The organism is Brachybacterium sp. P6-10-X1, assembly GCF_001969445.1.
Lineage (GTDB): Bacteria > Actinomycetota > Actinomycetes > Actinomycetales > Dermabacteraceae > Brachybacterium.
The window spans coordinates 227232-239540 of the sequence record NZ_CP017297.1 but is presented as its reverse complement, the minus strand read 5'-3'; the positions used below and the strand labels follow the sequence as shown (position 1 = coordinate 239540).

Annotated in this window: 14 protein-coding genes, 1 tRNA gene and 1 pseudogene; 5 read left to right on the top strand and 11 right to left on the bottom strand. The window is 72.5% G+C overall.

Translation table 11 applies throughout. The annotated features are described in order from the left end of the window. Positions 1-93: 93 nt before the first annotated feature. From BH708_RS01080 to BH708_RS01070, 3 genes are all read right to left on the bottom strand, one after another. Positions 94-639, bottom strand: coding sequence for a LysR substrate-binding domain-containing protein (locus BH708_RS01080; RefSeq protein ID WP_076805917.1), 546 nt, complete (start codon positions 637-639; stop codon positions 94-96). A gap of 44 nt (positions 640-683) precedes the next feature. Next, positions 684-1502, bottom strand: coding sequence for a hypothetical protein (locus tag BH708_RS01075; RefSeq protein ID WP_076805915.1), 819 nt, complete (start codon positions 1500-1502; stop codon positions 684-686). A gap of 98 nt (positions 1503-1600) precedes the next feature. Then, on the bottom strand, positions 1601-2653 hold the full coding sequence (locus BH708_RS01070) for a hypothetical protein (RefSeq protein WP_076805913.1): 1053 nt from the start codon (positions 2651-2653) through the stop codon (positions 1601-1603). A 196-nt stretch (positions 2654-2849) separates the two neighbouring features. On the opposite strand from BH708_RS01070, the gene BH708_RS01065 reads away from it, so the two are divergent. Beyond that, entirely contained in the window at positions 2850-3257 is a 408-nt protein-coding gene (locus tag BH708_RS01065) for a hypothetical protein (RefSeq protein ID WP_157235652.1), read from the top strand. Between the two features lie 46 nt (positions 3258-3303). On the opposite strand, the gene BH708_RS01060 is transcribed toward BH708_RS01065, so the two are convergent. The 7 genes from BH708_RS01060 to BH708_RS01030 form a co-directional block, all read right to left on the bottom strand. Next, complete coding sequence (locus tag BH708_RS01060; RefSeq protein ID WP_076805910.1) at positions 3304-4176, bottom strand: SDR family NAD(P)-dependent oxidoreductase; 873 nt, start codon at positions 4174-4176, stop codon at positions 3304-3306. Positions 4177-4568: 392 nt separating this feature from the next. Further along, positions 4569-4641: transfer RNA gene (locus tag BH708_RS01055), tRNA-Ala, on the bottom strand. Between the two features lie 76 nt (positions 4642-4717). Then, positions 4718-5605 (bottom strand): inositol monophosphatase family protein, encoded by an 888-nt coding sequence (locus tag BH708_RS01050; protein ID WP_076805908.1) that lies wholly within the window; start codon positions 5603-5605, stop codon positions 4718-4720. A gap of 126 nt (positions 5606-5731) precedes the next feature. Continuing rightward, complete coding sequence (locus BH708_RS01045) at positions 5732-7042, bottom strand: D-arabinono-1,4-lactone oxidase (RefSeq protein WP_083713166.1); 1311 nt, start codon at positions 7040-7042, stop codon at positions 5732-5734. Between the two features lie 40 nt (positions 7043-7082). Then, a complete protein-coding gene (locus tag BH708_RS01040) occupies positions 7083-8288 on the bottom strand; it encodes an alanine racemase (RefSeq protein WP_076805905.1) in 1206 nt (401 codons plus the stop codon). A gap of 1 nt (position 8289) precedes the next feature. Beyond that, positions 8290-9174 (bottom strand): hypothetical protein, encoded by an 885-nt coding sequence (locus BH708_RS19665; RefSeq protein ID WP_076805903.1) that lies wholly within the window; start codon positions 9172-9174, stop codon positions 8290-8292. A 36-nt stretch (positions 9175-9210) separates the two neighbouring features. Then, on the bottom strand, positions 9211-9837 hold the full coding sequence (locus BH708_RS01030) for a GNAT family N-acetyltransferase (RefSeq protein ID WP_076805901.1): 627 nt from the start codon (positions 9835-9837) through the stop codon (positions 9211-9213). A 118-nt stretch (positions 9838-9955) separates the two neighbouring features. On the opposite strand from BH708_RS01030, the gene BH708_RS01025 reads away from it, so the two are divergent. Together BH708_RS01025 and BH708_RS20195 are read left to right on the top strand one after the other, a co-directional pair. Then, positions 9956-10624: a 5-formyltetrahydrofolate cyclo-ligase gene (locus BH708_RS01025; protein WP_083713163.1), complete on the top strand. Its 669-nt coding sequence runs from the start codon at positions 9956-9958 to the stop codon at positions 10622-10624. Between the two features lie 83 nt (positions 10625-10707). Beyond that, positions 10708-10803: pseudogene (locus tag BH708_RS20195) on the top strand (FmdB family zinc ribbon protein); the annotation flags it as partial. A 62-nt stretch (positions 10804-10865) separates the two neighbouring features. Here BH708_RS20195 and BH708_RS20190 read toward each other — a convergent pair. After that, a complete protein-coding gene (locus BH708_RS20190) occupies positions 10866-11039 on the bottom strand; it encodes a hypothetical protein (protein WP_253705588.1) in 174 nt (57 codons plus the stop codon). A 147-nt stretch (positions 11040-11186) separates the two neighbouring features. On the opposite strand from BH708_RS20190, the gene BH708_RS01015 reads away from it, so the two are divergent. Both BH708_RS01015 and mscL read left to right on the top strand, forming a co-directional pair. After that, positions 11187-11843, top strand: coding sequence for an SAF domain-containing protein (locus tag BH708_RS01015; RefSeq protein WP_076805897.1), 657 nt, complete (start codon positions 11187-11189; stop codon positions 11841-11843). A 36-nt stretch (positions 11844-11879) separates the two neighbouring features. Then, the gene (gene mscL, locus BH708_RS01010; RefSeq protein WP_076805895.1) at positions 11880-12308 is read left to right on the top strand and encodes a large conductance mechanosensitive channel protein MscL; all 429 of its coding nucleotides are present in this window, start codon (positions 11880-11882) and stop codon (positions 12306-12308) included. The last annotated feature ends 1 nt before the right edge of the window (position 12309 follow it).

The following is a 12309-nucleotide window of genomic DNA, read 5'->3' as shown; positions in this document are numbered from 1 at the left end:
ACTCTCCTCGGTCGTCCGGGTGCCGCGTCAGCGGCGGGCAGAACATGTGCCGCGTCAGCGGCGGGAAGAACGGGTGGGACAGGGTCCGCCGCCTCAGCGGCTGGAGCGCGGGGTGCGGCCCCGGACGACGCCGACGAACTCCTGACGCAGGTCGTCGTCGGCGGCGCGGGGCCAGGCCAGGGCGATGCGGGTGGGCTCGGCGTCGGTCAGGGGACGGTGGACGACGTCCTTGCGGTGGTGCAGGCGGGCCAGCGACATCGGGAGCCGGGTGTAGCCGACTCCGCTCGCGGCGACGGCGACCCGCTGCGCGGCGTCGTCGGGCCCGTCGGCGGGGATCTCCGTCTCCTCGGTCAGCTCGGCCTCGGTCAGCTCGTCGTACAGGCTCAGCACGCTCTCGCCGCTGACGACGATCATGGGCCGCTCCTCCCACAGGGGGATCAGGTGCAGGTCGTCAGCGGGAACCGGGAGGCGCACGAAGCACATGTCGACGTCACCGCGGTCGAGCGCCTCGCGCTGGGTCGAGAGCGGCACGGACACGGTCTCCAGGAAGGCCGGGCGGCGTCCGGCGCGCCAGCGGCGCACGAAGCGGTCCGGTTCGACGCCCGGCACGAAGCCGACGCGCAGCACGGGGCGAGTCATGCCCCCAGCCTACGGGGCGAGGGCGCCGACGGTCCCGCCGGAGTTCACAGACCCGCGGGCCGAGGAAGCGCGCCGTCCAACAGCTCCAGCAGGGTGTCCGCCCCGATCTCCCGCACGAGCGTCTGCTCGGCCTCGTCCTGCGGCGTGTCCATCACCAGCACGCCGTCGGAGGTGGCCATGATCGAGACCTGTGCGGAGACGTCGTCGTGCACCGTGGTCAGCACGGTCAGGGCACGGGTGTCCTGCAGACGGGCGGCGAGCGGGTCGGTCGACGTCTCGATCTCGGTGACCGTGCCCTCGACGCTGCCGCCGTCGGCCGCGCCGGCGACCTCCGCAGCGTCCGCGTAGCGGGCGAGCCGCCCGGGAACGGCCTCGCGGGCGGGGACGCTGAAATGATGGAACCCGTCGGCGGTGATGAATTCCTCCAGCACACCGCCGTGGGGGAACAGGTACACCATGAGCGAGGTGGTCTGATCGGCGACTCGGCGCGTGAGGTTCGCCAGAGCCAGCGGGGACGAGCGCAGCGTGAGCAGTCCGGCGAGGGTGCGATCCAGCTGTGCGGTGCGCTGGGCCGGGGACCCGTCCGCGAGGTCCTCCCCGTCGTTCTCCCGCCCGTCCTCCTCGAGCACGACGAGCCCGCGGGCGACCAGGGATCGCAGCGCCACGGCGGCGGCCGGATCGCGCTCGAGGCCCGCCGTGTCGAGGAACGGCGTGCCGGCGAGCTCCGCGGCCTCCGTGCCGGCCAGCGCGACCAGCTCCTCGTCGGTCAGGACCACCAGGACGTCGGGCTCCGCGGTGGCGGCGGCGAGGATCTCGTAGGCACCGGCGGCGTCGCGCTCGGTGCGGAGGGTCTGCTGAGTCATGTCCGTCATCCTAGGGTCACGAGGGCTGGGGCACGTCGGTGCGAGAGCTGCGGTGGTCCGTCGCCAGAGACCGCCGCCGTGATCGGCCGGGGCCGTGCTCAGAAGCCGAAGGCATCGCCGACCGCTCCGATGCCGTCGCTGATGGCGGAGCCGACGTCGCTGACGGTGTCGGTCACCGTATCGGCGGCGTTCCCGACGGCATCGCTCACGGCTCCGGCCGTGTCGCTGATCGCCCCTGTGGTGGCGTCCCAGGCGTCGCCGACCGCGCCGGTGATGTCGTCCCAGTTCTCATAGACGAGCTTGCCGACGTCCATGCCGAGGGAGACGATGCCGAGGCCCGCGCCGATCGCTCCCACGATCGGGGCGGCCGGGCCGGTCAGCGGGGCGATCGCGAGGAGGGTGCCGCCGGCCGCCCCGATGCCGCCGCTCCAGCGGTCGTAGGCGTTGTCGGCGGTGAAGGCCTGATGGAGTCCGAAGCCGATGTCGACGAAGGGCACCGCCTTGCCGAGCAGTTTGCCGCCGGTCTTGAGGAACGGAGCGACCTCGTCGAGCTTGTTGAGGTACTTCCCCGGCTCGAAATTGCCGAACGACGAGGGAATGTTGAGCTTGTCCAGGGCGCTCTCCGCGGCCGTCTGCCATCCCTTTCCGCCGTTGAACAGCTCATCGAGGTACGAGGACTTCCACAGTCCCTGCAGCCCGCGTTCGGCGAGCTGGGCGTATTCGTCGGCGGCCGAGGGGATGCGCTTGAGGAAATCGAGCATCTTCGTCGAGTTCTTGAAGATGCCCTGCGCCTTGCTCGCGAACTCACCGAGGAACGACAGCGGGTTGAATGCCTCGTCCGATCCCCCGCCGGAGCCGTCACCCGCTCCGGAGCCGCCATCTGCTCCGGAGGCGGTGTCCTGCTGTTCGGCATGCTCCTCGAGATCCCGGCCGCGGCGCGTGAGGTCCTCCCCGCTGCCGGCGAACAGCGGCTCCGTGACCCCGCTCCAGCTCTGGCGGAAGCTGTCGGCATCCTGGCCCTGCCAGATCGACTCGTCCATGACCAGAGGTTCGAGACTGTCGCGCAGCTCCATGAGGCGCTGCGCCTTCCCCTGCAGCATGCTCGCGTGCTCCCGCAGCTGATCGGTGTCCGCCCCGAAGAATCCGCTCATGCCCGCCCCACCGTCCTGGCCGGCTCCCCTGCGGAGCGGCACCTCGTCATCCGTGTCGTCCTCGACGGTATATGCGCCCGAGGGTTCCGCCCATGGGGACAAGTCCCCATGGGCGGATCCCGGACCCGACCTGTGCGTCGCGCGGGCGCAGCTGCTCGTCCCGGTGCCCGCCGAGCTGTGGCTCTACGATGGCGCCATGGCCACGTCCCGCGCTTCCATGTCCTACGCCACCGCGCTGAACCGCAACGAGCTGTTCTCCTCACCCGGCCTGCGGCGCGATGTCCCCAGGGCGCTGGACCCGCAGGAGGAGGTTCTGCTCGCTCTGCCGGGGGTCGCCGGCGACTACCCGGACGTGATGATCGCGACCGTGCGTCGGCTGCTGGTGGCGAAGGTGACCGGCGGCTTCACGGGCGTGAAGGTCAAGAAGGAGGCGCGCGCCGACCAGATCACCGGCATCGCCTACCGGCCCGGCATCTTCTCGCGGGTGAAGATCCAGGTCGAGGGGGCTCGGGACATCGCGATGATGCCGAATCGGAAGGCCGACGCGGAACGTTTCGTCCAGGCCTTCGAGCATCTTCTGCGCACCGGTCACCTGCCCGACTGAGCGACCGGGACGCCGCGAAGCTCCCGGATCCCGGGAGCGCCCGTCCTCACGCGCCCGGATGCCCGGAGAAGCGGTCCATCGAGGAGTGGATCCGCAGGAACCCTCCGGCGAGCAGATCCCACGCCCGGGTGGGCAGGACGCCGCGAGCGGCCATCGCGGCCTTCACGCTCCAGGGCGCCGTCACCAGGAGGCGCCCGGCGAGCATCCCGGCCCAGGCCTTCTCGACCGCCTCCTCGGGCGACATGATCGGGGTCAGGCGTGGTCCGCGAGCGCCCTCGAACATGCCGGTGGAGACGAAGCTGGGGCAGAAGGTGGTGACGGCGAGGTGGCCGTGGTCGCTGCGCTCGAGTTCGAGCCGCAGAGAGTCGCTCCAGCCGATCATCGCCCATTTCGAGGCGGCGTAGACGCTCATCCCGGGGTTCGCGAGCGTGCCGGCGGCGGAGGCGATGTTCAGCAGGCGCTTGGGGCGGGAGCGGTCCTGCCTCATCGCCGGAAGCACCTCCCGGGTCAGCCACATCGGTGCCAGGGCGTTGATCCGCATGGTCCGCTCGATGTCCTGGACGGGGTCGTGCTCCCAGAAGGGGATGCCGCGCACGATCCCGGCATTGTTGATCACGATGTCGGGATCGCCGATCTGCTCACGGGAGCGGGCTGCGGCGACCCCGATCTCCTCGTACCGCGAGAGGTCGACGCCGACGGCATGGACCGCCGTCCCGGAGCGCGAGAGCTCCGCCGCCAGGCGCATCGCCGCCTCGTCGTCGACGTCCCACAGCGCGATCGCTCGAGCGCCCTCCTGTGCTGCACGACGCGCGAACAGCGCCCCCATCCCCTGGGCGGCCCCGGTGACGAGCACACGTGCGCCGGCGACGACCGGGGCAGTGTCGACGACGGGGCCGACGGCTCGGGCGGCTCCGACCACGGCGGCCTCCTTCGGGGTCCGGTCCGAGGTGGTTCTCGGCGTCGTCGCACCGTAGCGCGCACCGGTCAGAACGGCGAGTCCGAGGACGCGCTCGGGAGCGCGAGCTCCGGCTCGCCGAGAGCACCGGCTCTCCAGAGCACCGGATCGTGGGGAATCCGAGAACTCTCGGGGCGAAGGCCTCGAGGGACATGGCCGTCGCCCCGGCGCGGGCCTGGTACTCGATCATCTCGGGACGATGGTCCGGGGAGCGCCGGGGCGCGCCCCGAGGTCGGCGGCCATCGACCGACCGGGCGTCCGTCCGTCCCACCACACGACCCCCGACCCAGGACGACCGCACCTCCCGCGAGCACGAAGAAACCCCCGATCAGCTTGCTGACCAGGGGTTCCGTGGGTGGAGCTAGGGGGATTCGAACCCCCGACCTTCTCATTGCGAACGAGACGCGCTACCAACTGCGCCATAGCCCCATGTCGCGTGGCGACCTCGACAGATTAGCATCGGTCGGCACCGGGCGACGAACCGACAGGGCCGCCTTGACGAGGATCACAGATCCGCGTCGCGGACCTCCTGGACCTGCTCGTGCAGTTGGTCGAGCAGCCCCAGGCGCTCCGGCCCCGTGCACGCGACGTAGGCGGGATGGAGGTGAGCGGGCCGGTCGCTGCGGTCCCGACCCGGCCAGGTGCGGATCGATCCGCCGGCACGCTCGATCAGGTGGAACCCGGCGGCGATGTCCCAGGCGTTGATGGAGGCCAGCGCGGTGGCATCGGCCCAGCCGGCGGCGACATAGGCGAGTTCGAGGGCCGCCGTGCCGAGATGGCGGACGGCGGAATGCTCCTGATGGATCTCGACGTGGGCGCGGGCGGCGAGCTCGGGGAACTCGAGGGCATCGCGCTGCCCGGGGAAGCCGGTCAGCAGCAGGGCATCGGCCGGGGCATTCGTCGAGCGCGGGCTGATCGGGACGCCGTTCAGCATCGCGGGCCCGTCGGCCGCGGAGAAGATCTGGCCGAGGATCGGCGCATCGATCACCCCGGCGACCAGCTCGTCGTCGACCGCGACCCCGATCGAGACGCAGAACAGCGGCAGACCGGCCGCGAAGTTGCTGGTTCCGTCGATGGGGTCGACGTAGAAGCTCACCACCGGTCCCCCCGCCTCGGCGGACCCCTCCCCAGCCGGGCGCTCCCCACCCTCCTCGCCGACGATGCGGCAGGTCGGCAGCAGGCGCCGCAGCTCGGAGACGATGATCTCCTCGCTGGCCCGGTCGTGCTCGGTGACGATGTCGTGGCTGGAGGTCTTGTACTCGCGGCCGAGGTGGTCGCGGTCCAGGGACCGGATGTAATCGGCCGCGGCGCCGGACGCGGTGGTCGCGATCTCCAGCAGGCGCGTCGGGCTCGGGACGGACGAGGGCGGGGTGCGGGGTGCGGAGGTGTTCATCGCCGTCAGCCTAGGCCGAGGCGGATCCGGGTGCTGAACCCGCCGCAGGCCGGACCGGGCCGCCGCACGGATCGCGCCGGATGGCCCGGATCGCCGACATCACCGGGTCGCTGGAGCGCCCACCTCTCACCCCAGCAGGTGGTCCAGATACGGGGTCAGCAGCATCCGGTCGGGGTCTGCCGCCGCACGCACAGCTCGGAAGTCCTCGAAGCGCGGATACAGCTCACCCAGCTCCCGGGACCCGAGCCAGTGCTGCTTGCCCCAGTGCGGCCGCGCCGCGAAGGGTGCGAGCGTGCGCTGGACGAGCAGCAGGTACGGCCCGGGGTCCTCCCGGTGGTAGCGGTGGGCGGCGAGGTACACGGTGTCGCGGCCGTAGGCGGTGGACAGCCAGACGTCGTCGGGAGCGGCCCGCCGGATCTCCAGCGGAAAGCTGACGCGCACGTCCTCGGCGTCGAATCGAGTCCGCAGCGCGGCGACAGCCTCCCCGAGACGCTCGGCGGGGATCGCCCACTCGGACTCGTGGAAGCGCACCCGGCGCGGCGCGGTGAACACGGCGGAGGAGTCGTCCAGCACGCGCGGCCCGGCAAGGACCCGGGAGGCGAGCTCGGCGGCGGGCCGGCTGAGAGCCGGCGCGAGCGAGGCCCCACGGCACAGCAGCTCCCAGGCGCCGTTGCCGAGCACCTCCCGCTGGAGCGTCCCGACCAGCCGGCCGGGGCCCCGGACCGCGGTGTCCTGGGGGACGCGGCGCATGGTCCGCGCCGTCGCGCGGGCGGTGCGCGGGAACCAGAACAGCTCGTGGTGGTCGATGATCGCGGAGTCCGCGAGGAAACTGCCGAGCGCCTCCTCGAGATCGACGGTGGCCTCGACGAGATCCAGCCGGTACCGGGGCACACAGGCCAGCGTGACCTCGAGGACCACGCCGATCGTGCCGAGCCCGAGCCGGGCGGCCTCGAACAGATCCGCATCCTGCGACGGCGAGGTGTCCACGACGGACCCGTCGGGCAGGGCGAGGCGGAGCCCGCGGACCATGCCCGCGAAGCCGGTGCAGCGCGCCCCGGTTCCATGGGTGCCGGTCTGGATCGCCCCGGCGATGGACTGGTGGTCGATGTCCCCCATCACCGGCAGCGCGAGGCCGAGCGGGGCGAGCAGATCGGCGATCTCCCACAGCCGGGTCCCGCCGCGCAGGGTGACGAGGCCCGAGTCCGTATCGGCCCGCACCAGGCCCCGGCAGCCGTCGAGGGTGACCATCACACCATCGGTCGCCACCAGTGCGGAGAAGGAGTGCCCGCCGCCGATCACCCGCAGGCCCGATCCGGCCTCGCGGGCGGTGCGCAGCGCCGCGAGGATCTCGTCCTCGCCGCTCGGGGCGAGGACCTGCTTCGGACTCCAGCGGACCTTCCCGCTCCAGGTGCGGTGGGTGGGTCGCGGGATCAGCACGATGGGTTCTCCTTCCTGCAGCGCCGGGTGAGGACCCCCCTCAGAGGAAGGCTGCCCCCTCTCCGCGGTAGGTGGGGACGGCTGCGACCACCTCGTCGCCGGAGATCAGCACATAGGTCGCCACGTGCTCCGCAGGTTCCCCCGCTTTCGCGTGCCGCAGCCAGACGGTCCCTCCGACGCGCAGATCGTCGGCGGCGGCACCCACGACCGGGGTCTGCACCTCACCGGCCGCCTCCTGCGGCGCGTAGGACAGTCCGGCAGGATGCGCGATGGTGGGCAGGCGGTCCTCCCCGGGCACCCCGCTGGCGATCCACCCGCCGCCCAGCAGCGTGGCGATCCCGGGTCCAGGCCGTCTGACGACGGAGAACCCCAGGTGGAGAGCCGGCCGAGGGCGGAAGTCGCGGTAGTGGTCGAACAGCCCGGGGCCGATGAGCCCGGAGCCGGCGGCGATCTCGGTGACGGCGCCCCCGGCGCCGGTGGACTCGATCGATCCCGTGCCGCCGCCGTTGACGAACTCGAGGTCCGCGACCTCGCGCACCGCGGCGACCGCCTCGGCCCGGCGGGCGGCGATGTCGGGTCTGGAGAGGGTCTTCATGGTGCGCACGGCGGCGCCGTACGGGGTGCGGGCCGCGTCGGCGACCCCGGCGATGTGCCCTTCGTAGGCCATCAGGCCGACCAGCTCGAGCCCCGGGCGACGCACGATCTCCTGAGCCAGGGCGCGGGCGTGCTCGGGGGTGTGCACCGGGGAGCGATGGGCGCCGAAGCGGACGCCCGGCAGCGGCGCGTAGGAGACGTCGAGCTCGAGTGCGACCCGGATCGGCAGCGCCCCGCCGCGCACATCCGACGTCGCGTCCAGGATCAGCTCGAGCTGGGCGACCTCGTCGACCATCAGGGTGACCGCAGCCAGCGCCGACGGATCGCCCACCAGCCGGCGCAGTGCGGCGCGCTCGGCGGTGGGATAGGCGACCACCAGGTCCTCGATCCCGTGACCCACGAGCCAGAGGGCCTCCGGCAGCGTGTACGCGAGGACACCGCGGTATCCCGGGTGCGTCAGTGCTCGCTCCAGCAGGGCGCGCACGCGCAGGGATTTCGAGGCGACCCGCAGCGGGGTGCCGTCGGCGCGACGGGCCAGTTCCGCGAGGTTCGCGTCGAAGGCGTCGAGATCGAGCACCGCCAGCGGCCGCTCGGCCCAGCCGTCGCGGGCCAGCACCCGGTCGATCGCGTCCAGGCGTGCGGACCCGTCCATCTCAGGCGCGGCGGCGGGCGAGGATCTCGTCGAGCTGCAGGTCCTGCGCAGGGGCGTAGCTCTCGTCGGCCGCCTCGAGCTCCTCGACCCCTTCGCTCTCGAGCGGGACCGACGTGGCCTGCATGCTCCGGCGGTGAGCGGCATGACGGCTGGCGAGGTCGTCGACCTCGCCGCGAAGGGTGTAGGTGGGACGCGGGACCGGTCGCGGCATCCACTCCCCCGGCGCGGAGACCTGGTGGGCGGCGCGCTCGGTGGTGGTCTCCAGGCGTTCGCGCCGTCCGGGCGCCTCGGGCGGGGCATGCGGGGCCTCCGGCTCCGCGACGGGGGCCGCGGTCCTCGCGGCATCGGCCCGACGGGCGGTCTCCCGTTCGGCGCGCTCCTGGCGGGCACGGGTCGCGGTGCGGGTGGTGCGGGCGCGGCGCTCGAGCTCGGCGCGGCGCAGGCCGACGAGGTACGCGGCGAGGCCGGCGACCCCGATCAGCGGCACCCACCCGGCGATGACCTGCGCGAGAGCGAGACCGATCAGGGCGAGGGTGACCCCGGCCAGCAGCGCGAGCACGGCTCGCATCACCCGGCGCGAACGCGCCCTCTCCTCCAGGACGTCGATGCGGGCGCCGGGGACGGCGTCGAAGCGGGGGCGGCTGGTGGGATCGGCGGGTCGCAGCAACAGGCGGTCCTGGGACATGGCGGCATTCACCTCACGGGAGGAGCGGCGGGTGTGGACGGCCTCGGACAGGTCCCGGGCCTCCGAGGTCATCTCGGTGAGCTCGGTGGTGCGGGCACGGCCCATCACGTCGCGTCGGCGCGCGGTGCGCGGCAGGGCGTAGGCCACCCACAGCAGCAGCAAGAGGCCGAAGAGGACGGCTCCGAGGTTGATCGACTCCACACCGCTACAGTAATGACAGCGATGTGACTTCCCTGGTCATCCCGTGGGCGTGTCGGACGGGAACTCGCGATGAAGCCGTGCGAGCACCCCGTGGCCGTCCGCGCCCGTGGTGACCTCCTCGGCGGTGAGCGCGAACACCAGGTGGTCCCGCCACGCGCCGTCGACATGGATCGCCGAGCGGCGCAGCCCCTCGGGACGCAGGTGGAGCTTCTCCACCACGCGCAGGCTCGCCGTGTTCTCCGGGCGCACCGTGACCTCGATGCGGTGCAGCCCGAGCTCGGCGAAGAGGTGATCGATCATCAGCGCTGTCGCGCGGGGGACCAGACCGGCCCCGGCCCGCTCGCGGTCGATCCAGTACCCCAGCACCGTCGAGCGCAGCGCGCCGTACTGGATCGGTCCGGCCGTGATCTGCCCCGCGAGGCGACCGCCGGCGGTGATCGCCAGCGGCAGGTACCAGCCGAGCCGGGCTTGTCGGTCGTTCCACCGACGCAGCGCGGTGAACGGCAGCTGGCGGGCGGCACGCTCGGGATCGGTCGCATCCCACGGTCGCAGCCAGGCACGGTTGCGCTCCCGCAGGCGGTCGAACTCGGGGCGGTCCCGCCGTCGCAGGGGCCGCAGCACGAGCTCCTCGTCGCGCAGGGTGAGCGGCCAGACGTGAACCATCGCGCCATCGTAGACGGACTCCTGATCCCGGGCGTGCGCAGGCGCTCCGGCAAGAAGCCCGGTGTGGGAGCCCGGTGTGGGAGCCCGGTGTGGGAGCCTGGTGTGGGAGCCTGGGGGCATGGACACCGAGGCGATGGCGGCTCGCAAGAAGCAGCTGCGCACAGAGCTGCGGGCCCGGCGTTCCCGGGCCTACGGGGGCGAGGCGGGCAGCGCGCGTCGGGCCTGGGAGGCACTGCAGCTCCTCGACCATGCCGCCCCGCTGCTCGCGCAGGTGCGCGAAGCAGTCCTCTCGGTGGCGGAGGAGGGCGACGGGGGCAGGGCGCCGCTGGTGGCGGCGTACCACCCCTCGTCTCTCGAGGCCGACGTCATGCCCCTGGTCGACGAGCTCGTCGCGCTCGGGGCCCGGCTGATCTTCCCCGCCTCCGCGGGGCGCCGGCTCGAGTGGATCACCTGGGACGGCCACTCCCCCTTCCTCCCGTCCCCGGGACGGGGCTTCGGCCCAGAGCCCGACGGGGAGCGTCTGGGCCCCGATGCGCTCGCCGACGCGTTCCTCGTGCTGACCCCGGCGGTGGCGGTGGATCGCTCCGGGACCCGGATCGGGCACGGCGCCGGGTACTACGACCGGGCGCTCGCGGCGTCGGGCACGGACACCCGGGTGGTCACGGTGATCCATCCCGACGAGCTGCTGGAGGCGGGCAGCCTGCCCCGTGGGGAGCACGACGTGCCGATCCCCACCGTCCTCACGGCCGACGGGCTCGTCCGCTTGGTCACGCTCGAGGGCTCCTGAGCCCCGGAACCCGGCTCCCGGACGTAGAATCGCTCCGGTCGCCGCGCCAGCGGTCGCTGAGAGAAGATCCCGGAGGATGCCTCGTGCCCACCTATGTCTACGCCTGCAAGAGCTGCGGGCACCGGTTCGAGCAGTACCAGAGCTTCAGCGAGGACTCGCTGGTGACCTGCCCCGAGTGCGCGCAGGATGCACTGCGGAAGGTCTTCGATTCGGTGGGCATCGTCTTCAAGGGATCTGGTTTCTACTCCACCGACTCCGCGAACTCCGCGGCGTCCTCGCAGTCCTCCTCGGGCTCGTCCAGCAGCGACTCCTCGTCCTCGGACGGCCCCTCCGCGGCTTCCGACGGTGCGTCCTCGTCCAGCTCGTCCTCGTCCAGCTCCTCCTCGGACGGCGCGGCGAGCGGCGGCTCGGGCACGTCCGGGTCCTCTGCCGGCGGCTCCTCCCCGAGCGCGCAGCCGGCGGCCGCAGCAGCCTCCTCCTGATCCTTCCTCCCCAGCGTCCCGTCGTCCACAGCACAGCCGCACGGCGGGCTGGAGGGCGCGGTGCCCTCTAGGTTCGGGGCATGCTCACCCGGATCCGCGCATCCCTCCCCGCCTGGCGGCGTGCCCTGCGGCGCCGCCGCCGCACACTGCTCGTGCTCGCCCTCGCCCTGACCCTGGCCCTGATCGTCCCTTCTCTGCTGCCGCCGAGCACGCGCGGCGTCCCGGTGGTGGCCGCGGCGGACGACCTGCCGGCCGGGACGGTCCTGACCGACCAGCACCTGCGCACGGTGCGGGTCGCCACCGAGCTCGTCCCGGCGGGGAGCTCGAGCACGCCGAAGCAGCTCGTGGGCCGCGAGATCGCGCTCGACATCCCGGCCCGCACCCCACTGCTGCCCGGCCTGCTCATCGGGGACGGCGCCGCGGCGGTCCCCGAGGGTTCCGCGCTGATGGCGCTGCCCGTGCCGGCGGTGCTGGTGCCGCGTCTGGTCCCTGGCGCACATCTCGACGTCCTCACCTCGGGCCCCGACCCCGCCTCCGTCGCCGCGGTCCCCGCCGTCGTCGTCGAGCTCCCGGACGCCGGTGGCACCGAGGACGTGCTCGGGCAGGGCACGACCGGGGCGGCGCAGGTGCTGGTCTCTGTCGAGCGGCCCCGCGCCCGAGAAGTGGCTCACGCCATGCGGGAAGGATGGGTCTCGGTCTCGATCGTCGGCTACAGTCCCGAGGTGTCGCCTCGGTGACATGATCCCGATCCCAGATCCCAGTAAGGATGACCCATGAAGGGTTTCAAGGACTTCATCATGCAGGGCAACGTCATCGACCTCGCGGTCGGTCTCGTCATCGGCTCCGCGTTCACCGCGCTGATCGGGGCCTTCGTGGACAACTTGATCCAGCCCATCATCAATGTCTTCGGCGGCGGCAACGTCCATGGCCTCGCGTTCCTGATCACCAACGAGTCGACGCGGGTCGACGTCGGGGCGATCCTCTCCGCGGTCATCGCCTTCCTCATCACGGCAGCCGTCGTGTACTTCGTGTTCGTGCTGCCGATCTCCAAGGCTCGCGCCCTGGACCGCAAGCGTCGCGGGCTCCCGGAGGAGGAGGAGACCCCTCTGTCCGAGGACATCCTGCTGCTCACCGAGATCCGCGACCTGCTGTCGTCGCAGCGCGACCCGTCCTCCGACCGGCAGGCAGGGCCGCAGGCCTGAC